The 22,571-nt window shown below is 61.9% G+C and carries 19 protein-coding genes; 3 read left to right on the top strand and 16 right to left on the bottom strand.

Features of this window, described 5'->3' with window-relative positions:
* Positions 1-64 precede the first annotated feature (64 nt).
* The 6 genes from ACEN2R_RS17830 to ACEN2R_RS17805 form a co-directional block, all read right to left on the bottom strand.
* Positions 65-394 carry a hypothetical protein gene (locus ACEN2R_RS17830; RefSeq protein WP_442044038.1) on the bottom strand — a complete coding sequence of 110 codons (330 nt, stop codon included), beginning with the start codon at positions 392-394 and terminating at the stop codon, positions 65-67.
* Between the two features lie 172 nt (positions 395-566).
* Positions 567-1,733, bottom strand: coding sequence for a PrpF domain-containing protein (locus ACEN2R_RS17825; RefSeq protein ID WP_442044036.1), 1,167 nt, complete (start codon positions 1,731-1,733; stop codon positions 567-569).
* Positions 1,734-1,859: 126 nt separating this feature from the next.
* On the bottom strand, positions 1,860-2,678 hold the full coding sequence (locus tag ACEN2R_RS17820; protein ID WP_442044035.1) for an enoyl-CoA hydratase/isomerase family protein: 819 nt from the start codon (positions 2,676-2,678) through the stop codon (positions 1,860-1,862).
* Between the two features lie 28 nt (positions 2,679-2,706).
* Positions 2,707-4,074 carry an MmgE/PrpD family protein gene (locus tag ACEN2R_RS17815; protein WP_442044034.1) on the bottom strand — a complete coding sequence of 456 codons (1,368 nt, stop codon included), beginning with the start codon at positions 4,072-4,074 and terminating at the stop codon, positions 2,707-2,709.
* Between the two features lie 4 nt (positions 4,075-4,078).
* Entirely contained in the window at positions 4,079-4,870 is a 792-nt protein-coding gene (locus tag ACEN2R_RS17810; RefSeq protein WP_442044033.1) for an SDR family NAD(P)-dependent oxidoreductase, read from the bottom strand.
* Positions 4,871-4,972: 102 nt separating this feature from the next.
* Complete coding sequence (locus ACEN2R_RS17805; protein ID WP_442044032.1) at positions 4,973-5,902, bottom strand: LysR substrate-binding domain-containing protein; 930 nt, start codon at positions 5,900-5,902, stop codon at positions 4,973-4,975.
* Positions 5,903-6,023: 121 nt separating this feature from the next.
* Between ACEN2R_RS17805 and ACEN2R_RS17800 the strand changes: the two genes are divergently transcribed.
* Together ACEN2R_RS17800 and ACEN2R_RS17795 are read left to right on the top strand one after the other, a co-directional pair.
* Positions 6,024-7,136: an AbrB family transcriptional regulator gene (locus tag ACEN2R_RS17800; protein ID WP_442044031.1), complete on the top strand. Its 1,113-nt coding sequence runs from the start codon at positions 6,024-6,026 to the stop codon at positions 7,134-7,136.
* Positions 7,123-8,118, top strand: coding sequence for a D-2-hydroxyacid dehydrogenase family protein (locus ACEN2R_RS17795; protein ID WP_442044030.1), 996 nt, complete (start codon positions 7,123-7,125; stop codon positions 8,116-8,118). Before ACEN2R_RS17800 ends, ACEN2R_RS17795 begins: the two co-directional genes overlap by 14 nt.
* Positions 8,119-8,167: 49 nt before the next feature.
* Here the strand turns inward: ACEN2R_RS17795 and ACEN2R_RS17790 are convergent, their stop codons facing one another.
* From ACEN2R_RS17790 to ACEN2R_RS17780, 3 genes are all read right to left on the bottom strand, one after another.
* A complete protein-coding gene (locus tag ACEN2R_RS17790) occupies positions 8,168-9,121 on the bottom strand; it encodes a Bug family tripartite tricarboxylate transporter substrate binding protein (RefSeq protein ID WP_442044029.1) in 954 nt (317 codons plus the stop codon).
* Positions 9,122-9,210: 89 nt separating this feature from the next.
* Positions 9,211-10,743: a tripartite tricarboxylate transporter permease gene (locus tag ACEN2R_RS17785; protein WP_442044028.1), complete on the bottom strand. Its 1,533-nt coding sequence runs from the start codon at positions 10,741-10,743 to the stop codon at positions 9,211-9,213.
* On the bottom strand, positions 10,743-11,192 hold the full coding sequence (locus ACEN2R_RS17780) for a tripartite tricarboxylate transporter TctB family protein (protein WP_442044027.1): 450 nt from the start codon (positions 11,190-11,192) through the stop codon (positions 10,743-10,745). Before ACEN2R_RS17780 ends, ACEN2R_RS17785 begins: the two co-directional genes overlap by 1 nt.
* Before the next feature lie 112 nt (positions 11,193-11,304).
* On the opposite strand from ACEN2R_RS17780, the gene ACEN2R_RS17775 reads away from it, so the two are divergent.
* On the top strand, positions 11,305-11,769 hold the full coding sequence (locus ACEN2R_RS17775) for a PaaI family thioesterase (RefSeq protein WP_442044026.1): 465 nt from the start codon (positions 11,305-11,307) through the stop codon (positions 11,767-11,769).
* Positions 11,770-11,775: 6 nt separating this feature from the next.
* Here the strand turns inward: ACEN2R_RS17775 and ACEN2R_RS17770 are convergent, their stop codons facing one another.
* The 7 genes from ACEN2R_RS17770 to ACEN2R_RS17740 all read right to left on the bottom strand — a co-directional run bounded on the left by ACEN2R_RS17770 (position 11,776) and on the right by ACEN2R_RS17740 (position 22,570).
* On the bottom strand, positions 11,776-13,854 hold the full coding sequence (locus ACEN2R_RS17770; RefSeq protein WP_442044025.1) for an acetate--CoA ligase family protein: 2,079 nt from the start codon (positions 13,852-13,854) through the stop codon (positions 11,776-11,778).
* A complete protein-coding gene (locus ACEN2R_RS17765) occupies positions 13,851-15,899 on the bottom strand; it encodes a 3-hydroxyacyl-CoA dehydrogenase NAD-binding domain-containing protein (RefSeq protein WP_442044024.1) in 2,049 nt (682 codons plus the stop codon). The genes ACEN2R_RS17770 and ACEN2R_RS17765 overlap by 4 nt, the downstream gene beginning before the upstream one ends.
* Positions 15,899-17,965, bottom strand: coding sequence for an acetate--CoA ligase family protein (locus tag ACEN2R_RS17760; protein WP_442044023.1), 2,067 nt, complete (start codon positions 17,963-17,965; stop codon positions 15,899-15,901). The genes ACEN2R_RS17765 and ACEN2R_RS17760 overlap by 1 nt, the downstream gene beginning before the upstream one ends.
* Positions 17,962-19,113, bottom strand: a complete 1,152-nt coding sequence (locus ACEN2R_RS17755) for an acyl-CoA dehydrogenase family protein (protein WP_442044022.1) — start codon at positions 19,111-19,113, stop codon at positions 17,962-17,964. Before ACEN2R_RS17755 ends, ACEN2R_RS17760 begins: the two co-directional genes overlap by 4 nt.
* Before the next feature lie 137 nt (positions 19,114-19,250).
* On the bottom strand, positions 19,251-20,453 hold the full coding sequence (pcaF, locus tag ACEN2R_RS17750) for a 3-oxoadipyl-CoA thiolase (RefSeq protein ID WP_442044037.1): 1,203 nt from the start codon (positions 20,451-20,453) through the stop codon (positions 19,251-19,253).
* Positions 20,454-20,547: 94 nt separating this feature from the next.
* Positions 20,548-21,753, bottom strand: a complete 1,206-nt coding sequence (locus tag ACEN2R_RS17745; RefSeq protein WP_442044021.1) for a CaiB/BaiF CoA transferase family protein — start codon at positions 21,751-21,753, stop codon at positions 20,548-20,550.
* A gap of 16 nt (positions 21,754-21,769) precedes the next feature.
* Positions 21,770-22,570 carry an SDR family NAD(P)-dependent oxidoreductase gene (locus ACEN2R_RS17740; protein ID WP_442044020.1) on the bottom strand — a complete coding sequence of 267 codons (801 nt, stop codon included), beginning with the start codon at positions 22,568-22,570 and terminating at the stop codon, positions 21,770-21,772.
* Between the last annotated feature and the right edge of the window lies 1 nt (position 22,571).

Here is a 22,571-nt window from a genome sequence, read left to right as displayed (position 1 = left end):
GACGGTGTCGAAGTGACCAACGACACCGAAAACCGCGCCGCCTGATGATGCGCGTCACCCAAATTCAAGCATAGCTCACCCATTGCCAGTGCGTGGCGTGATCTTGCGCCTCCTCGATGCTTTCGATGATGTATTGATCCAGACTCCGGATGACGCCAAGATCAAAATCTCGATGGACAGTCGCGGCAGGTATCTCGACAACATCTTCATCGAGCGACTGTGGCGATCGCTCAAACAGGAGGCCGTCTATCTGCACGAATTGCACGACGGGTTCCAAGCCAAACGGATCATCGACACCTGAATCGGGTTCGACAACGCCGCGCGGCCCCACACCGCGCTTGATAAACAGACGCCCGACGACGCACACTTTGGCGCAACGCAGATGATGAACCAAGCGGCATGAAACCTAACCCAGATGCATCTTAGCTGAGCCGCAAACCCATCCAGAAAGGCAGGACCACTTCACAGCTTCGCACGTGATCCATGAACCCAGCCCTCTGGGACCGTTTCGTGACAAAAACCTTAAAATTCACCGGGCGAAGCCACTTGGGAATCTACCATCCCGCCTAGCGGTAATACGCTCTGCCATCCATCAAAAGTCGCGCTGTACGGCCCAGGCGCGCATAAGAGACGCTGCGACTATTGCCGTTCACCGCGGCATCGACCGAAAGTGTTCCGCCGGGATGGCCGATGCGCAGAGTAAACGCCGCATCCGCGACAGCGCCGGACCGGGTGGCCGCATGCGCAACGGTGCCGGGGATGCCCGCCGCCACCGCTGTCCCAACGCTGCCAGAACCAGGATAGGCCTTGGAAAATTCATACCGCGCCATAGACCGCGCAAAGAGATCATGGTCTTCGGCAGCGACCTCATCGCCAGTGATGGAGGTGTAGCCCACTGGTGGTGCAACCACGAAAATTAACGGGTTGACGCTGATCCGCATCAGTTCGTCCATGTCATGTCCCGTGCCGAAGCCAATATGTCTGCACGCAGCAGCGCGCACGTTTTCAAGGCGCTGCACCAAGCTCGCGTCGGCCTGCAGATCATAGATCGACAACGATGTGTCCAGCCCCATATCAATTGCACGCACAAAGACATGCAGGTTGGCCATGTCCACTATGCTCGTCTCTATTTGGCCCACTCCGGGAACGTCGATCAGGTCTTTTGGGTTGCCGGTCGGTAGCAGGCCGCGCTTAAGCACCGCGCCAGCGAAATCGCCGAAATCCAGATCAATCCGCGCCGCCGTTCCCGGCACACCGCCGATGGCAAAGTCGCCTTCGACTTCGGGCTGGCTATCACGCATCGGGACTTGTGCCAGAATTCTTCGGCCAAGATTGACCTGATGCACGCGCACATGCATCGTGTCACCCGCAGTCGTCTGGCCATAGCCCTTAAGCGCGGCATAATAGGCTGCCCCAGACGAAAGGTTCCCGCAATTCGACGTCCAATCGATCTTTGGCAAGGTCTGATTGACCTGGCCGAACAGATAATCAATATCACAGTCAGACCGGGTGGGCGGCCCCATCAGGCACACTTTGCTAGTCAGTTTGTCCGCACCACCCAGCCCGTCGATCTGGCGCTTGTCCGGCGAGCCGAAGATCTTGAGGATCACTGAATCGCGCTGCGGCCCCGCCGGGGGAAGATCGCGCACATCAAGATAGACACCCTTGGACGAACCGCCCCGGATGATCATCGCGTCTAAGCACCGCATATTAAACGCTGAAAACTTGGGCATGGCTTCCTCATTCGCTTTACATAGATCATATTGGCCCTTCCGCCCTGCCTAACGCCTTCAGATCCTTCCATCTTCGGCATATTGGGCCCGGCACCGTGCTTGATCGAATTGCAGATACTGGCAGGCTTATACTTTGCTGTCGGTTTTGTTCAAAAATGCCTCAACCGACGCACGGTGCTCTTTCGTCGTATAGCAGACGGCCTGAGCCTGTCGGCCCATAGCAAAAATTTCTTCGTCTGAGGTTTCGAATGTGCGGTCGAGAATTGCTTTGCTCAGGGCCACGGCCGCCGGCGATCCTTGGGTCAGTTCCGCGGCCCAGATGCAAGCCATATCTATAAGGTCCTCAGGAGGCGAGACCCGGTCAACCAAACCCATCGCAAGCGCCTCGTCGGAGAGGACAACGCGCCCCGAAAAAATGAGTTCTTTAGCACGTGGCAACCCAACACGCCGTGGAAGGAAATACATGCCTCCCCCGTCCGAAACCAACCCGCGCTTGAGAAAGCTCATCGACATCTTGGCACCCTCGGCTGCGACGATGAAATCGCACGCCATCGCCATGTCGAGGCCAAGGCCAAAGGCCGCCCCGTTTATCGCCGCGATCACCGGCTTGGTACAGCCATGGATCGCGGCCACACCCCGATGTGTCTGTTTCTGCCGCGTCCAACCGTTGAACGCCACATCGCCCAAGGGGGCATTCAGCCGCTCGCGCATGCCGCCTATATCGCCACCCGAACAAAACCCCTTGCCCGCGCCCGTCAGAATGATCGCGCGGATCTCTGGCGTGCGATCCGCCCATTCGAACGCGGCAATCAGTTCCTGCCGCATCTGGTCGTTCAGGGCGTTGCGAATGTCGGGGCGGTTCAGGCGGATGATGGCAGAGGTGCTCCGAAGCTCGACCTCGATGAACTCGGCCGACGGGGCGGATGCTATAACGTTGTCTTTCATGGCTTTTGTAATCCTTAATTTGTCCGGTTCATGCTGCGGAGCGTCGGCTGATAGTCAGTGCAACCCGACCGGGCAGATCGTTGGACTGCATGATAAGTTTGCGAAGGTCGGCGGCACCCTGAGGGTCCAGAACCCCTGCGGTCAGTTCGTCGTATTTCTCGAACAGATCCGCATCGGTCAGCGGATCGTCCGGATCCCCCTTACGCGTCGGCTGGAAGTGGTCGATCACCTCGCCCGTTGTCAGCGTGATCCTAAGGCGGGCCTGCCGACGGGCTGGATAGAGCGCGGAAATCTCGGGATCTTCCGACACCGTCACCTTGGCCATAAAGGCGCGCAGATCGGCGCGGGCCAGCGTGTCGGGTGAGAACGCCGCAAGGCGGACCCCGCCCGTATACAGCAAGGCCGCCACGCAATATTGCAGGCTAAAGCGCGCATCGCGGGCGCTGTTCACGTCCATCCGGTCGCAAATCGCGACCGTCGGACCATAGCCTTGGATGTCGATCCGCGCGACGTCATCGGGGCCGAACGGGCATTTTTCCTGCGCTGCGCGAAGGCCGTCAAGGCTGGGAAATATATGCCCGCAGCACCCGTGGTTCTTGAACGTCATGCGCGAGATCGGGGTCCAGTCGCCAAGCCCGGCCAATCCGGCTTGCCAGTTTCCGGTGCTGTCGCTGGTGGCGGCGGCATAGCCGTGGCGCGCATGCAGGCTATCCAAAGAACCGGTCAGCCCCTCGGCCGCGGCCAAACCCGCCAGAACGCCGGCCTCCGCCGCATGGCCGCAATGCATCGGCTTGGTCCCGCCCTGCCCTTGCAGGTTTTCCTGATGGCCACCGGCAAAGCTGCTGGCGATGGCGATGGCATGGCCTATGCCGGTGGCATCACAACCTTTGAGCATGGCGGTCGACACAGCCGCCCCCAGCGTGCCCACCGTCGCCGTGATGTGCCAGTTGCGGTAATGGCTGGGCTGAAGCGCCATAGCAATTCGGCATCCCACCTCGTAGCCGCCGATTACCGCACGATGAAACGCCTCGGCACTGGCACCCTCGGCCTGCGCCACGGCCAGTGCTGCGGATATCGTGGGGCTGCCGGGATGGTAGCCACCGTCACGAAAGATGTCATCGAATTCGACCGTGTGACTTGCGGTCCCATTCAGAAGCGCCGCATGGCGGGCACTGCCACAGGCGCCGTCGACATAGGCCACCGCGCGACCTGTGCCGCGCCCTGATACCAGCGCACGGGACAGCGCCACCGACGGTCCCTCTGCGCAACCGGGCAACATCGAGGCGAACCAGTCCAGAACCGCGCGGCGCGTGTCATGCACCACGTCGGCTGTCAGCGTCCGAAAGTGCCAGTCGTTTGCGGCGTGGGCAAGCGTTACAAGTGGATTGTCGTTCATGCCCCTACCCCCGTTTCAAAAGTAGACCACCATCGACCGGCAACAGCGCGCCGGTGATGTATTTTGCCTCGTCAGAGGCCAAGAATACCGCGGCATTGGCCACATCCCAAGCCTGCCCCATATGGCCCATCGGCACCAACGCAGCGCGCTCGGCCCGGATATCTTCGCGCGGGCGACCAGTTTCCTCGGCGCGCCGCTCGATCGCCATGGGCGTGTCGATCAGGCCGGGCAAAATGACATTGGCCCGAACTCCGTAGCACGCGTTCTCGGCGGCGATGTGCTGGGTGAAGGTGTTGATCGCACCCTTCGACGTCTTGTAGGCTACGGTCGGTCGCATCGACAGCGACGAGGTCGACGAGATCGTGATGATTGATCCACCTCCCCGTTCGCGCATCACAGGCAGCGCCGCCTTGCACAGCATGAACATGCTTTTGAGGTTTAGCGTCATGATCCGGTCCCAGACATCAACCCCCAGATCGGGCGTCGCGCGATCCCCTTTCGAGAGACCCACATTGTTGTGCAGCACGTCGACCCGGCCGAACCTGCGCAGCGTGTCCTGCACAATATGCTGGCAGGATGCCTCGTCCGTCACATCGGCTTGCACGACGATGGCTGTGTCGCCGCCAATCATCGCGCGGGTGTCTTCGGCCCAATCGCGCTGGATGTCGACCAGAACGCAAATCGCACCTTCCTCGGCGAACCGAAGGGCTGTGGCACGGCCATTGCCGGGCGTCGCACCGGGTTGCTGGCCCGCCCCTGTGATGATCGCCACTTTTCCGCTGAGTCGCGTGCCCATGATCCTGCCTGTCCTTCCCGAAGCTGTGATCAGTCTAGCAGCAGTTGCGCGGGACCAGACCTGATTAGAGGTCAGGCTCGGCAAAGCGTGGGTCTGACAGGCTCAGGCTTTTTCAGGGGTGCCGGACTTGAAGAACTCGCGAGGTTGGCCCACCTGGTCCAACAACCAGTCGATGAACCGCTTGGTCTTGACGCTGACCGAAATGGTAGTTGGCCAGATCACGTAGAACGCGGCCCCAGTTGGAATACGCATATCCAACGGGCGCACCAGACCGCCCTCTCCGATGACGTCATCCAGCAGCCCAAGCTGGCCGATAGCAAGCCCGAAGCCCTGCTGCGCTGCCGAAAATGTCAGCAAAGAAGTTTCGAAATCCGTGCCCGAGTTGAAGTCCATATCCAGATTATTGGCACGGGCCCAGAACTCCCATGCGCGGCGGCGGTATCGGGAATGCAACAGTTCGCCCTTTGCCACGTCCCCGGGCTTTTCCAAGCCACCGATCGAGTCCAGATAGGTCTGGTTGCACACCACATCGACCTCTTCGTCCCAAAGCTTGCGACTGCGAGCATCGCGCCAGTCACCGCGGCCCAGCTGCAGGGCGACATCCAGATGCGTGCCACGAAAATCCAGCGGCTCGACCCGTGTATCAAAGCGAACGCGAATGTCAGGGTGCTGGCGCGTAAAGTGCAATAGCTTTGGCATAAGCCAGTGATGCGCAACAGTGGGATGCACCCGTAAATTGACCGTGCCTTCGGTTTCATGGCTGATCATGCGCTGGGTCGCGCGCTCCAGATCGTCAAAAAGCCCCGCGATTTCCATTCCAAACGCGCGGCCCACCTCAGTGAGCTTTGCCGACCGCACTCCGCGTTCGAACAGGCTGACATCGAGAAAATCCTCGAGGGTCGAGATTTGCCGGCTGATGGCGACTTGGCTGACGCCAAGCTCTTTCGCTGCCGCCGTGAACGTCTTGTGACGCGAGGCGACAGCAAAGGACCGAAGCGGGTTTAGCGGCAGGTTAATGCGGCGGTTTTGCATGATCTTTGGTTATCCTTGGGCTACAAAAGGGCACTGAAAACCCGCAATTGTTAGGCTAATGTACAACATGTAAAATAGTCAAGGCGGCGGCTACTGCTGCGCCCAAGCCGAAGATCCACGTATGAACATGACCCCTTCTGCCCCCCCACCGTTGCGAGGATGGCCCGCCGGTGCCGGGCTGCTGTTGCTGTTTCTATTGACCGCCTGCGCGGGCTGGGGGTTTGAGCGGATCGGCGCACCGTTGCCGTGGATGATCGGGCCACTGTTGCTGTCGGCGGCGGTCTTTATCGGGCCAGCGCCACGCATCACGGTGCCGAACCGGTTGCGTCCTGTCGGTCAGATCGTTGTCGCCACGCAAGTGGGGCTGGCGTTTTCACCCGCAGCCCTGAGCGTGCTGGCAGAGCTTGCGCCAATCATCGTTGGCACGGCACTGGCCACTGTTGCCTGCATCTTTGTCACGGCCCTTATCATAAGCCGGATCAGCGGCCAAAGTCTGGCGCAAGCCTTTCTGTCTGCCGCTCCGACCAGCCCTGTAGAGGCCGCTGCGATGGCCCGCGCCGCAGGGATCGACCCGATGCCGGTGATCTTGTCGCAGACCATCCGGTTGGCCGCCGTCGTTCTGATCTTGCCCTTTGCGCTTTATGCCATCGACGGCTGGCCGGATGCTCAGCGCACGCCTGTGACGCTGCGCATCGGCGATCCGGTCGCAGTGTTAATCTTGGCCGGCTTTGGTGTGGCGGGAGCGTGGATGTTTCGGATGGCACGGGTGCCAAACCCAAATTTTCTCGGGCCGATGACGCTGGCCGCCATCCTGTCTGCCAGCGGGTTTGGCCCCGCCCCTTATCCCCCGATCGTGCTGGCTGTTGCACAGATCGTGCTGGGCACTTGGTTGGGCGCGACCTTTCGACGAGAGATCGTAACCACGGCCCTATGGATGTCGCTGGTCGGCGTGGCGACCGCTGTTCTGTTGCTGCTGCTCTGCTCGCTCAGCGGGCTGGGGATTGCTTGGATGTCCGGCGTTGACTGGCGGACGCTGGTACTGGGGGCCGCCCCAGGCGGGGCGGTTGAAATGGCGCTGACCGCCAAGTTCCTGCAACAGAACGTCGTTCTGATTACGACGTTTCATCTGGTGCGCATTTTCATTTTCATGCCCAATATTCCGTGGATCGTCAGGCTTTTGGCCCGACGCGAACAGCACAGCCGTAACAAGGAGAGCCGCCATGACGCCCCATAGACCCGTTCCCACAGACCGCCGCGCCCGCATCGCCGTCCTTGACGATTATATGGGTGTGGCGCACCGCCTTGCCGATTGGACGGTGCTGGACACAAGGGCAGAGGTAACCTTTTTACGGCACGCCATCGCCCCCGACCGTCTTGCCGAAAAGCTGGCGCCCTATGATGCGATCTGCCTGCTGCGCGAAAGGACAGATTTTCCAGCCGAGGTTTTAAGGGCGCTGCCAAACCTAAAGGCAATCGCGGCCACAGGCCGACAGAACCGAACGCTGGACAGTGTCACCGCAGCGGATCTGGGCATTCCCATCATGACCACCGGGGGCAGCGGCAACGGCGTTTACGCCACAGTCGAACTGGCGTGGGGTCTTATTCTTGGGTTGATGCGCCATATTCCAGCGGAATCCGCCGCGCTGCGCGACGGTGCGTGGCAGACGCGGTTGGGCAATGCTCTTTACGGGCGGACACTGGGCCTTGTGGGGCTGGGTCGACTTGGCCGACGGATGGCGCTGGCAGCAGAAGCCTTCGGAATGAACGTGATCGCATGGAGCCCGAACCTGACGCCCGCACGCGCAGCCGAGGGCGGGGCTGCCTATGTCGACAAGGAGACGCTGTTTCGCAGCGCCGATATCGTATCGCTTCATCTGGTGCTTGGCCCGACCACATCGGGTATTGTGGCGGCAGAGGATCTGGCGCGGATGCAACCCCATGCCCTGCTTATCAACACTGCGCGGGGCCCGTTGATCGACAGAACCGCGCTGCTTGACGCGCTGACGCAGAAGTGGATCGGCGGTGCGGGGATCGACGTTTATGACAGCGAGCCGCTGCCTGCGGATGATCCAATCCGCGCGTTGCCCAATGCGCTGTTGACGCCGCATCTGGGCTACGCAGTGCAGGAAACGTTCGAGGCGTTCTACCAAGAAACCGTCGAGAATTTGAATGCCTGGCTGAATGGTGTGCCCATCAGACTGCTTGCAGGAAAATGAAAAAACCGGCCCCTGAGGGCCGGTTTCATCGTCACATCACTGATACTGCTTATTTACCGATGCCACGGGCAACGGCCAGATCTTTCCAGGTCTTCATATCGCTCAGGTAAACATTGCGGAACTCAGCCGGCGTCAGCTTTCCGGCCACGGCAAAGTTCTGCTCTAGCTGTTCTTTCATCGCGTCCGAGGCCATAGCAGTTCCGAAATCGGCGCTGATTTTCTCGACAAGCGCTTCGTCCATGCCACCCGGCCCAAAAAGGGCAACCCAGCCGTTGATTTCGACGCCAGAAATGCCGGCTTCGCCACTCGAGGGGACGTCGGGCAGCAGTTCAAAGCGTTCAGGCGCCAGAACCGCAAGCGCCTTGACGCGGCCATCATTGACATAGGGCATCACGCTGGCAGTGGTCGAAATATAGGTGTCGGCATGACCGCCCATCAGGTTGGTCATCGATTCACCTGCGCCCGAGAAGTGGACAACATCCGCAGGCAGGTTCGCCGCCTGAATGACCAGTTCGGACATGAAATGGCTAGAGCTGCCAGGACCCGCCGTCGCCATGAACATCGGCCGCTTCTGCGCCTCTTCCAAGAAGCCCGCGAAATCGGTCGATTCAACCTTGGCACCGCCGACAAGCACATAAGGGCTGGTGACCAGCAGCGAAATCGGTGTCACGTCTTTTTCCGGGTCGAATTGCAGGTCGGACTGTAGCGCGGGTGCCGTGGTGATGGCGGCAGTATTGATCAGCAGTGTCAGGCCATCAGGGGCCGCTTGTGTCATTTCTGTTGTGCCGATCATCGAACCTGCGCCCGGCTTGTTCTCGATCACGACGGGCTGACCCCAGATCTTTTCAAGTTCGATGGCAAGCGGACGCGCGGTGACGTCTGTAGAGCCGCCGGTGCCGTAAGGCACTATAATGGTGACGGGACCGCTGGGATAGTTGTCCTGCGCGAAAGCTGCCGTTGTGCTAAGGACGGCCCCGAGTGCCGCTACAATAATCTTCTTCATTTTAGTCTCCTCCTGTTGAGTCTTGATGATTTATTATGCCAGTGGCACCTCGTGTCACCTGCGGCAGAAACCGCATGCGACGTGCATCGCTATCCTCCCAGCGATGCGTTTTCTGCCTTGCCCAGACGACGCTTGTGCCGGCGGGTAAGGATCGCGCTGACCAGCGTCCAGATCAGCATCAGCGCCGAAAGGCCCAGCACTGTACCTGCCATGGGGCGCTCTATAACAGCGGTAAAGTCGCCTTGGGCCAGCACCATCGCGCGACGGAATTGGGTTTCGACAAGCGGGCCAAGCACGAACCCCAAAAGCAACGGCGCGGCTGGCAGACCGGCAAGGCGAATGGCATAGCCGAGCACGCCAAAGCACAGAACCATGAACACATCCGCAGGGTTGGCCCGCACGCTGTAGGCCCCTATGCAAACAAAAACGAGGATCCCCGGATAAAGATAGTGATAGGGGATCAGCAATAGCCGCACCCAAAGACCGATCAACGGCAGGTTCAGCACCAAAAGGATCAGGTTGCCGATCCAAAAGCTCATGACCAGCCCCCAGAACAGCGCGGGCTCGTTTGCGATCAGCGTCGGCCCCGGCTGAATGCCGTGCACCATCAGTGCGCCTAGCATCAACGCCATGGTGGCACTGCCGGGAATACCCAGCGTCAAAGTAGGAATAAAGGCGGTCTGATCTGCCGCGTTGTTGGCGGTCTCGGGGGCGACGATCCCTTCGATGGCACCGTTGCCAAACCGCTCTGGCGTCTTTGACACGCGCTTTTCCATCGCATAGGCCATAAAGGCCGCAATTGAGGGGCCGGTGCCCGGCAAGGCACCGAAGAACGCACCAATGGACGATCCGCGGATAGCGGGCATCCAGGAGCGGCGCCAATCGTCGCGGGTGGGCATCATATTTTTCATTTGCGCACTGGTTGCGTCGATCTTGGCGCTCCGCTCTGCCCCGACAGAGGTCAGAATCTCGCCGATGCCGAACAGACCCATGGCCATGGCGCTGATGCCAAAGCCTTCGAGCAAGCTCATGGAGCCAAAGGTGAACCGCCCCACACCGCTTTGGCTGTCGATGCCGACCGTCGCGATCAGCATCCCGAACACAACCATCGAAAGCCCCTTGGAGGGCGACGCATTCGCGATGGTCGAGGCCGACACGAGCCCCAGCACCATCAACGCGAAATACTCTGCCGGCCCAAAGGTCAGCGCATAATCCGCAATGAGAGGCGAAAACAGGCTTAGGATGATGATCCCGAACGATCCGCCGACGAACGAGGCGATTGTGGTCATGAACAGCGCCACGCCGGCCCGGCCCTGCTGCGCCATCGGATAGCCATCAAGGCAGGTTACCGCCGCCGAGGTCGCGCCGGGAATGTTCAACAGGATCGACGCGGTAGAGCCGCCATAGGTGGTGCCGTAATAGATGCCCGCCAACATGATCAGCGCCGCTGTCGGCTCCAGATAGAAGGTGATCGGAAACAGCATTGAGATGGCGGCCAGCGGGCCAACGCCCGGAATGACGCCCACAAAAGTCCCCAAAAAGACCCCTACGAAACAATAGAACAGGTTTACCGGCGCGATCGCCGTTTCCAGCCCCAGCGCAAGATTTGCCAGCATATCCATCAGAATGCCCAATCGAATGAGGAAATGGGCAACCCAAGCCCAAGAATGAAGATCGCCCATGTCAGCAGCGCCAACCCCGCCCCGAGGATCAGCGCACGCGTCAACGGAACCCTATTTTCCGCAAATGTCGCTATCACGACGGTCGAAAATACCGCAGGCACAAAGCCCAGCGTTTCGATCATCAGCGCGAAGCACACAATGCAGATGCACAGAACGATCAACGGGCGCAGACGCAGGTCCGAAGGCGCGCCCTTGCGGAACAGGGCCGGAATTGCGATCGAAAGGCCGAACACGGCAAGAATGACGCCCAGAGACACAGGCATCATGCCCGGCCCCATGCGGCTCACCGTTCCCATCGAATATTTTGACAGCGCATAAAGCGCGGCAGCGACACCAATCAGGGTCAGCCCAAGCCCGGCAACGATATCTCGGTAATCGCGATCAAGCACTTTTCCCCTCCCTGCGGATCAGCACGTCTGTAGCTACGTTGCAGTGTTGAACCTTCGCTGTTGTCACACAACAGGTTAAAGCGGGGGCGAGCATAACAAACAGTCAGGCTTGATGTGCCTGACAAGCGGCTTGCTTGGCCGCGAGATGCGGCGCACAAATGACGTTATGGAAAAAGAACTCGGGACAGCAGGCTGGCATCTCGACCCTGATGACGGGTTCATCGGGCATGTGGGCGGCCTGTGGCGCCGCGAGGTAAACGGGCAGCAAAGGTTTGCCTTTGTTGCACGCGCCATCCACGCCAATCGCAATGGCGCGGTGCACGGCGGGATGCTGATGACCTTTGTGGATCGCGTCATGGGCCAGACCGCGCGGCTGTCGACCGGGGCCGTCCGCGGCGCCACAATCAGCCTGAATCATCAATTCCTTGCGCCGGTGCGGATCGGTGATCTGGTGGAGATGACGCCGCAGATCACCCAATCAACGACGCGCATGGTGTTTCTGACAGGCACCGCCTTTGTCGGCGCTGCCCCTGTCGCTTCGGCGCAGGGCGTCTGGCGGGTGTCACACAGCGCCTGAAGACCGTCAGGCGCTCAGCACCACAAGACCGTCAGCGGCAGCGACGCCCTGCCCGTCTGCCATCACGAAAAGCGGATTTATCTCTGCCTCGACAAGGCGATCCCCCAGCGCCTCGCCCATCCGCGCCAGTGCCTCGATCGAGGAAACAAGCGCTGCAACATCATGCGCCGGTGCACCGCGATACCCGTCAAGCAACGCCTTGACACGCAGCGCCTGAACCATTCCCAATGCATCGCCTTTGCGCAGTGGCAACAACCGCAAGGTGCTGTCGCCCGAAAGTTCCGCCTGCACACCGCCCGCCCCCAGCAGGATCAGCATCCCCAGTTGCGGGTCGCGCCGCAGGCCAAGGATCATCTCGATGCCGCCGCACAGCATCGCCTGCACAAGATACCCCTCTGGGTCAGGCAGGCCTTGGGCAGACAGACTGCCCGCCATCTGCGTCAGGGCCGGGCCGACGTCCTCGGGCGACAGGCCGACACGGACACCGCCTACATCGGACTTGTGCACGATGTCTCGCGACAAGACCTTTAGCACAACAGGACCACCCAACTTCGCGGCGGCCACCTGAGCCTCCGCGGCGGTTTGCACCACATGGCTTTCAGCCCCCGCCAGCCCGAAGGCGTCAAACAGCGCGCGCGCCTCGGCCTCGTTAAGTGTGCCACTGGGCAAACCGTCAGGCACAGGAGCCGCATCCATAGGCAAAAGCGGGCCGAGCGCAGGCAGGGGCAGCGCAGCCTTTAGCACGATGGCGCAGGTTTCGGGCGCGGCAAAGGCCGGCACACCTTCGCGGTTCAGCAGATCCAGGATATGCGGTGCATGGGGGCTGACATACGCGATCAAAGGCTTGTCGCTGGCCGCAGCCCCTGCACGGATAGCGCCCACGGCCACATCAGGCCGCGCAAGCGCCGAAGACCCCACAACCACCACGACCCCGTCAATCCCGTCTGAGGCCAGCAAGGCCTGCGTGGCCGCCGTCATGATCGCAGGCTCGACGCCCGCCAGCGTGACATCCACCGGATTGCCCGTCATCGGTGCACTCTGCCCGAGTAGCCCCGCCAATGTTCGGCCCGTCGCCACGTCAAGCTCGGGAACCTCCAGCCCGAGGATACCGCAATTGTCCGCCACAAGGCTGCCCGCCCCACCGGTCGAGGTCAGGATCGCCACCCGCTGCCCTCGCATCCGGCGGCGGCTGGCCAGCATCGCCGGCAGGTCCAGCAAATCGCTGAACGTCTCGGCACGGATCGCCCCGACCTGGTGGAACAGCGCGTCGTAGGTCCGATCCTCGCCCGCCATGGCGCCCGTATGAGATACCGCCGCCCGCGCACCGGATTCAGAGCGCCCGACCTTGTAAACGACCAATGGCTTGCCAGCCTCTCGGGCGGCGGTGGCCGCGCGACGGAATTTCTCGACCGAGCGGATACCCTCGACATAGGCGGCGATCACCGTGGTCGCGTCATCATGGGCATAGGCCTCGATCAGGTCCGCGATGTCCAGATCGGCCTCGTTGCCAGTCGATGCCAGTTTGCAAAAGCCGATCCCACGAGCCGCCCCCCGTGACAGCAACGCGCCAAGAATGCCGCCGCTTTGCGAGGCGACGGAAATGCCGCCCTTGGGGATATTGTCCCCCTCCAGCGCGCCGCTGGCCGACAGGACGATGCCACGCGACAGGTCCATCGCACCGATGGTGTTCGGACCCAGCAACCGCATGGGACCGGCGGCCTCACGCAGGGCCTCTTGCCGTTTTCGCCCATCTTCGCCCGCCTCGCTATAGCCGCTGGCGAGCACAATGGCGATTTTGCAGCCCTTGGCCGCCAGATCGCGCACCGCGCCCTCTGCCCGCTCGACGCCCAACAGCACAATGGCCACGTCCGGTGCGCCCGGCAGATCTGCGACGCTGGCAAAGCAGGGCAGACCTGCGATCTGATCCGCACGTGGATTGATCGGCCAGATGGCCCCGTCGAACCCATGTTTCACCAGATAGGCGACCGGCCGTCCGCCGGTCTTGGTCGGATCAGCCGATGCGCCGACAATCGCAACGCTTTTCGGGGCCCAAAGCGCATCCAGCGCGGTCTGTGACATAGTCATTCCGTATCTCCCATCGATCCGATCAAAACACGCAGATCCCCAATTTTCCATCTTGGCCCAGCATCTTGGACAAAGTGCGCACAGGCCGTGGCAAGCGCCACAGGATCCTGCTGGCCTGCCCAATGCACCGGACCACCTGTCCAACGTGGAAACCCGTAGCCGTTCACCAAAACGACATCCACATCCCCCGGCCGCAGCGCGACCCCATCTGCGACAACGCAAGCGGACTCGTTCACGATGGCCGCCAAGGCGCGCATCTGGATGTCTTCGTCTGTCAGGGTTTGGCGCAGGATGCCCTTGTCTCGTGATGCCGCAAGGATCAGCGCCTCGACCTTGGGGTCACGGTGCCGTGCTCCAACCTCATCATAGCGGTAATAGCCCGCACCGGTCTTGCGCCCGAAGCGGCCCGCCTCGCACAGGAGGTCGGGAATCTGGACATAGCGATCGGCGGGGGATCTTTCCGCCGCCGTTTGCCGCCGCATATGCCAGGCGATGTCCAGCCCCGACAAATCAGCCACCGCAAAAGGCCCCATGGCAAAGCCAAACCGCTCCAGTGCGGCATCCACCTGATGCGGCAACGCGCCGTCTTCAAGAATGAATTCACAGGCCGCCCTATAGGCCGCATAGATCCGGTTTCCGATAAAGCCAAAGGCATTCGCCGCCTCGACCGGCTGTTTACCCAGCATACGCGCAACGGCAAGACCTGTGGCCATCGCCTGATCGCTGCTGTGGCTGGCACGGACGATTTCCAGCAGCTTCATGATATGCGCGGGGCTGAAGAAATGCAGGCCGATGACCCGATCGGGGCGTGTTGTTTCCTGCGCCATCCGGTCGATGTCCAGATACGACGTGTTGGTCGCGATAATTGCGTCAGGGGCCAGAATCGCATCCAGCTTGCGGAACAGCTGCTGCTTGACCGCTTGATCCTCGAATACAGCTTCGATCACCACATCGCAGGGCGCGAGTGCGGCAAGGTCAGTCTGCGCGATCAGCCGCGCCTTGGCGTTTTGTGCTGCCAGCGCGGTCAAACGGCCGCGGGTCACCGCGCCGTCTATCGCCTGCGAGATACGCTCGACCCCGCGTGCAAGGGCCTCGGCCTGCGTGTCGATCAGGATCACCGGTTTGCCCGCCATCAGGATCGCCGACGCGATCCCCGCGCCCATCGTGCCGCTGCCGATCACGCCGAACCGCTCGATCGTGCAGGGCTTGGCCTCACGGCCCGGCTTACCACGCGCCGCGTCACGCTCGGCGAAAAAGATGTGGCGCAGCGCCTTAGCTTCGGGCGCGGTGCGCAAGGCCTCGAACGTCGCGCGCTCCGCCGCCAACCCCTCTTGTTGGGGGACCCGACCGGCCTGCTGCACATGATGGATTGCAGCCAGAACATGGGGACGGGCGCGGCGCGATGCGCGGGTGACCGCGGCGGCCAGATCCTCGTCCTCGGGCACGGGCAGGTCGATCACACGTCGTTTCACCCCCGCCAGATCACGCACCATCGCGACCGCCGCCGCCCGCAGATCGCCCGTGGCGATGGCGTCGATCATGCCAAGCGACAGGGCCTCGTCCGCCTTGACCCGCACCGCACCGGCAATCAGACGGATCGCTTCGGCCCGACCAACCAGCCGGGGAAGTTTTTGCGTGCCGCCTGCGCCCGGAATAATCCCAAGCGCAGTTTCAGGCAGCCCGACCACCGTACCGGGCGCAGCAACGCGCGCATCGCAGCCAAGCGCCAGCTCGTATCCACCCCCAAGGGCCACCCCGTGCAGCGCCGCGACGAAAGGCTTTGCCGCGCTCTCGATCGCCGCAATCACCTGCGGCATCTGCGGCGGACCAAGCGGCAGATCAAATTCGCGGATATCAGAGCCGGAGATAAAGCTGCGCCCCGCACCGATCAGAACGCCCCCCGACAGACTTGCGTCACCCTCGACCGCCATGATTGCCGAAAGCAACCCTTTGCGAATATCGTGCGACCCCGCATTCACCGGTGGATTATCTATGATCAAAACGGCAATATCGCCGTCGCGTTCCAGATGAACCTGCCCCGCCATTACGCCCTCACCCGGATCAATGCGTCCACTGCTGCGACCCCCTCGCCCTTGGGCAAAACAATAAGCGGATTGATTTCCGCCTCGATTATATCATCGCAGAGGGCAAGGTTTGACACCGCGACCACGGCCCGCGCCAGCGCGTCCAGATCGCCTTTGGTCCGGCCTCGGGCTCCGTCGAGGATCTGCGTCACCTTCAGTGTTGCGATCATCGCTTTTGCACCCTCCAGATCGACAGGGGCAAGCCGCATGACGCTGTCGCGGTATATCTCGGTGAAGATGCCACCAGCGGCCAGCACCACCATGGGGCCTATCTGGGGGTCGCGGCGCATGCCGATCAGGACCTCGCCGACCCCCGCACGCATGCGTTGGACAAGAACACGGCTGACACTGTGGCCGGGCAAGCGGTTTGCGATGTTGGCCTGTATCCGCTCAATGGCCTCTGCCAGTGCTTGTGCGCTGCCCAAACCGACAATGACGCCGCCCGCATCGCTTTTATGCGGGATTGCGGCATCAAGCACTTTTACCACCACGGGATAGCCAAAGGGAAGCTCCGGCACAGGGGCGCCGACGTCCAGCACCACCCAGTCCGCCACTGGTAGGGTGCCAAGGCGGCCATAGGCCTCTGCCTCGTCCAAGGTGCGCTCCGCGCAGGGCGCGATGAACGGGACAATCTGCGGCAATGCGGGCGTCTGGCGATGAAGCGCCGTGGCCACGGCATCAGCGCAGGTCTCGGGGTCTTCGAAAACCGGCACGCCCGCCTCTGCCAAGCGTCGGGTTGCATCCGGCGCGTCGGGCACAAGAAACACCGCGAAAGGATGGCCAGCCGTGTCGATCAGATCAAGCGCAGGCTGAACCGCAAGGTCCGGGTTGAACCGCGCCGAGGATCCGACACAAACCAGCACCAGATCGAATTCTGGCGCCGCGCGAAAGACCTCGATCGCGGCACGCATCACGTCATAGCGCGTACCGGCAAGCGTCAGGTCAAGGATGCGGCTGCGCCCCGGCGCAATCCCCAGTTCCGCCAGACGGGCGCGGGTTTCGTCACCGGCGGGCACAATATCCACCCCCCGCCCGGCCAATTGATCGACGGCCATCGCCGCACCACCACCTGTGGTGGTGATCACACCGACCCGCCCGCGTCGCGGCAGAACGGCCGCAGGCACCCGCGCCAACAGGGGCGCCACCTCTAGCAGCCCTTCAAAGGACGTCACGCGCGCGATTCCGCAGGACCTTAGGAACACATCCGCCACCGCATCCGCACCGGCAAGCGAGCCGGTGTGCGATTGCGCCAGTTCCGCCGCCTCGTCCGAGCGGCCCAGCTTGAACGCGGCCACGTGTTTGCCGCGCATCGCGGCCATTTCGGCGAAACTCCGCAGCCGGTCCGCGTGGCGCATATGTTCAAGAAACAGAAGAAAGCCCGTCACGTCTGGATCATCCAGCGCCGCCATGCAGACATCGCCAATGGCCAGATCCGCCTCGCCACCGACGGAGACAAGACCGGCAAAGCCCAACCCCTTTCGCTTGCCCCGCGACAACATCGCCCCGATCAGGCTGCCGCTGTGAGAGGCCACAAAAAGCCCCCCTTTCGGCAGGTCAGGCTCTGCAAAGGCGGCGTTGGCCGTCAGCGTCATACCGTGGTGCAGTTGCGCCAGCCCGATTGATGACGGACCCAGCACCCGCAACCGCCTCCGTGAGATCAGCGCATGCAGTCTTTCAGTATTGGCAGCACCCATCTCGCCCGCCTCGGCAAAGCCGGTGGCAAGCACCGTGGCAACAGGTATGCCAAGCGCCTCGCACTCTTCAAGCGCATCGAGGGCGCGCTGTGCGTCTGTCAGGATAAAGGCGTGTTCGGGCACCTCTGGCAGCGCCGACAATGACGGGTAGGACCGCTCGCCCTGGACCGTTTCGCGGGTCGGGTTGACCGGAAAAATCGTGCCGCCATAGCCGGCCGCCCGCAGGAACCGCAGAGGCCGGCCAGAGGTCTTTCCAACATCGTCCGACACGCCCACAAGCGCAATGCTATCGGGGCGCAACAGGGCTTTTTGCCAGACGTCGACTGTCATCATGATGGCCTTTGGCTGAAACGGCGATCAAACACATGCTCGGCGATCCGGTTCTTGAGTATCTCGATAGAGCCGCCCGCGATCTGCCAGCCACGTGTGCGTTTGACACAATACTCCACAAGGCTTTCTGTCGAATACCCATAGGCACCCATCGCCTGCATCGCGGCATTGGCCACGTCAAAGCCTGCCTCGTTGCAGGCCAGCTTGGCGACAGCGGTGTTGAACGCCGAGGGCAATCCGTTTTCGTCGCCGTCCCGCGCCGCGCGGTACAGTAGCATCTGCGCGCTTTCCAGCTTTACGATCATCTCCGAAAATTTCCATTGCAGGCCCTGAAACTCGCACAAAGCCCGGCCGAATTGCTGACGCTCCATCGCGTGACGCCGTGCCACCTCGTAGGCGTGCCGCCCCAGCGCCAACGCGCGCGCGGCATTGCCAATCCGCTCGACGTTGAACCCTGATATCTGTTTTTTGAAGCCGCCCTCCCCCAGAAGAAGCTGACTTTCCGGGATGCGACAGTTGTCAAAGTAAAGCGGGCACCACTCTTCGCCACTCATGAAGGGCGACGGTGTCCCTATGATAAAGCCCGGCGTGCCACGCTCGACCAGAACCGAACCGATGCCATTCGTCCCTGGCGCGAAGCGCACGTAGACTAAAAACAGGTCCGCATGCGGGCTGTGGGTTGAAAACACCTTGGACCCGTTGAGGATATACCCCTCCCCGTCCTTGCGTGCCGTTGTCTTGAGTTCGGTCACGGCAGACCCCGCGTCCGGCTCGGTCATCCCCAGCGAGATCAGCTTTTTTCCCGCCAGAAGGTCGGGCAGCCAGCGTTTCTTTTGCGCAGGCGTGGCAAATTCGGCAAACGTTCTGATCGGACCAAAATTCCCCGCCTGCACCACATCGGCGCTTTTGGGGCAGACCATGGCAAGTTCCTGAATGGTGATGACCGCGTCCATCAAGGTGCCGCCAATGCCGCCGTCTTCCTCGCGGATGGTGATGCCCAACATGCCCATGTCGGACAATTTTCCAGCAATCTGCCACGGGTAGTCACGGCAATGCGCCCGATCAAGCGCTCCATCAGCCAGTTCGCCTTCGGCAAAGCGTCGAACGGCATGTGCAAGTTCCACCTGATCTGGGGTAAGTCCGGATGTCACGGGGCTGGCTCCTTCTTGGCTACTGTGCAGGCCTGTTCCGGCCTGCCCCGTCTTTCTAGACAAAGAAACAGTATAGAAAAGTGACCGATTGTGGCTATTGCATAATCTTAAGTCAGGCTTGATGCGAAAAGTCCGTCTCAGACCCGCTCCAGCGCGATGGCAATCCCCTGACCGACACCAATGCACATCGCCGCCAGCGCATAGCGGCCGCCTGTCAGGGACAGTTCCAGTGCGGCGGTCCCGGTTATCCGTGCGCCCGACATGCCAAGCGGGTGGCCAAGGGCGATGGCCCCGCCATTGGGATTCACCCGCGGGTCATCGTCGCCAATGCCAAGGTGACGCATCGTGGCAAGACCCTGGCTTGCGAATGCCTCGTTCAGTTCGATCACGTCAAAATCTGCCTGCGTCAGCCCAAGCCGCGTCATCAGCTTTTCCGAGGCAGGAGCAGGGCCAAATCCCATGATCCGCGGCGCGACGCCCGCCGTGGCGCCGCCCATGATCCGCACCAGCGGTGTCAGGGCGTACTTGCGCACTGCCGCACCCGACGCGATAAGCAACGCCGCCGACCCGTCATTGACGCCCGAGGCATTGCCAGCCGTCACCGAGCCGCCCAGCCGGAAGGGCGCTTTCAGGGCGGCCAAGGCGTCGGCTGTGGTATCGGGACGCGGATGCTCGTCCGTGTCGATGATCAGGTCATCGCCCTTGCGCTGTGCAATCGTGACCGGAGTGATTTCTTGCGCCAGACGCCCCTTGGCCATCGCCACGCCTGCCTTTTGCTGGGATTGCAGGGCAAACGCATCCTGATCTGCGCGCGATATGCCGAATTTCTCGGCCACGTTCTCGGCCGTTTCAGGCATGGAATCGACCCCGTATTGCGCCTTCATCAGTGGGTTCACGAAACGCCAGCCAATGGTGGTGTCGTGCAGCTCGGCCGCACGAGAAAAGGCAGCCCCTGCCTTGGGCATCACAAAAGGCGCGCGCGACATGCTTTCGACACCGCCCGCGATGGCCAGGTCAATCTCGCCCGCCCGGATCGCGCGGGCAGCGGTCAGTACAGCGTCCATACCAGAGCCGCACAGCCGGTTGATCGTGGTGCCAGGCACCGTTTCGGGCAATCCTGCCAAAAGCGCGGACATACGCGCGACATTACGGTTGTCCTCGCCCGCCTGATTGGCACAGCCGAGCACAACCTCATCCAGCGCGGCCCAGTCCAGCGCATGGCGCTGCATCACGGCGCGGATCGGGATCGCACCCAGATCATCCGCCCGCACGCCGGACAGGGCACCGCCATATCGTCCGATTGGCGTGCGCCTGTAATCGCAAATGAAGGCATCCGGCATCGTCATCAAGCTCCCGTTGTTCCCAGCCACATGGTCCGAGCATCGTCAAAATCGCAACGGAGCATGACTTTGCGCTGCCCGACCAATGGTCAGGCTACACCCCCGCATCCGCCCCGATGAGGGTATCGACACATAGCGCCTCGATCTCGGCGTCGGTCAGACCAAGGGCCCGCAGGATTTCAGCATTTTGAGCACCAACGGCCTGTGGCGGGGTGGGAAGAACGGCCTGACCACCAGACATCCGAAAGGCGGGACCGATCACCTTGAGACCATTTAGCCGCCCCGATGGATCGCTCAGCGTCATAATCTGCCCGCGATCAAGGGTTTGTGGGTCGCTCAGGGCCTCTTCCATTCTGCGGACACGCGCCGCGGGGATGCGGTTCTGTGTCAGGAAGGTTTCCCAGTACCCGGCGGGTTTGGCGGCAATGATGCGGGACAGGGCGTCGTGTTCTTCGTCATAGCCTGCGATCCGCGCAAGGTTGTCGGCTTTGATCAGATCCGTGCGGCCAAGCGCCGTCCACAGGCGCCGCTGCTGGCGCAGGTTCGAGGCACCGATCATCATGTCGGCATCAGCCGCGCGATACATCCCCAGCGTGGCAAAGCCGAAGCGGTTGCCCGCCGCACGCGGATGCTTGCCCGATTGCAGAAAGTCGGTGCCATGCGCCGTCATCAGCGTCATCGCCACATCAAGCATGGAGACGTCAATATGCTGGCCATGCCCCTCGCGTTCGCGTTGAAAAAGCGCGGCCGTGATAGCGAAAGCGGCGGTCAAGCCGGTGGCATAGTCGACCACCTGCGCACCGCATTTCAGTGGACGCCCATTGCCAAATCCGGTCAGGTCCATCATGCCTGAAAACGCCTGAATGACATTATCATAGCCCGTCTCGGCGCGGCGCGGGCCTGTCGCCCCGAAGGCTGATATAGAGCAATAGATCAGGCGCGGGTTCAACTGTGACAGCGCCGTATAGCCCAACCCAAGCGCGTCGAACGCACCGGGGCGATAGTTTTCGACAAAGACATCGGCGGTGGCCACCAGCCGGCGCAGCGCGTCCTGGCCCGCGTCGGTCTTCAGGTTCAGCGCCAGCGCCTTTTTGCCGCCCCCCTGCCCCAGAAAAGAGGCCCCCATGGCAGCGCCGGTCAAGTCGCGGTCCGTGCCCTGAAACCGCGCTTGGTCGGGCTCAGCGGGGTTTTCGACCTTGATCACCTCGGCTCCAAAAAGCGCCAGCTGATAGCTGGCGAAGGGTCCGGCAAGAACATGGGTCGTATCGACGACGCGAAGGCCGGAAAAAGCAGGTTTCATCGCGGACCTCCTGTCATCAATCGCAACGTGCGCTCATGCCGCCATCAACGACGATTTCGGTGCCCGTGACAAAGCGCGCTTCGTCCGAGCACAAGAAAAGCGCGGCGTTTGCCGTGTCGCGCCCGTCGCCCATCCAGCCCAGCGGGATGCGTTTGATCCGCGATTGCAACAGCGCGGCTACATCACCGCCCGCACGCTGGCCTGCAAGGCGCGCCTCGACCATCGGGGTGTGCAGTTGTCCGGGAACCACGGTATTGACACGCACGCCCTTGGGGGCGAATTCCACTGCCGTGACTTTGGAAAACTGGATGATCGCCGCCTTGGCAGAGGCATAGGCCACCTGCGGCGCACCGGTATAGCGCGTGCCGGAGGTGGAAGAGGTATTGACGATAGCACCGCCCCCCTTGGCCACCATATGTGGCAGCACCGAGCGGCAGGTCAGATAAACGCTTTTGAGGTTGAAATCCATTTGCCGGTCCCAGGCCTCTTCGTCCAGATTGGTTGCACCACCCTTGGCGGATCCGCCCACGTTGTTGACAAGAATATCGACCGTCCCGAACCGTTCCAGACAGGCCGCGACCATCGCCTCGACCGCCGCACGGTCGGTCACGTCGCACAGGTATGGCTCAATCTCGCTACCCGTGTCGCGCACGCGGGCAAGTGTATCTTCCATCGTCTCGGCGCGCAGATCGACGGCAAAAATCTTGGCGCCTTCCTGGGCAAAGCGCACGCAGGTCGCACGGCCATTGCCCCAACCCGGCGCGACGCAACCCGCGCCGGTCACGATGGCAACTTTTCCTTCAAGACGTCCAGTCATG

Source organism: Pseudogemmobacter sp. W21_MBD1_M6 (assembly GCF_052119585.1).
Taxonomy (GTDB): domain Bacteria; phylum Pseudomonadota; class Alphaproteobacteria; order Rhodobacterales; family Rhodobacteraceae; genus JBGQOJ01.
The sequence above is the reverse complement of the archived record's forward strand: the minus strand, read 5'-3'. Positions and strand labels throughout refer to the sequence as shown.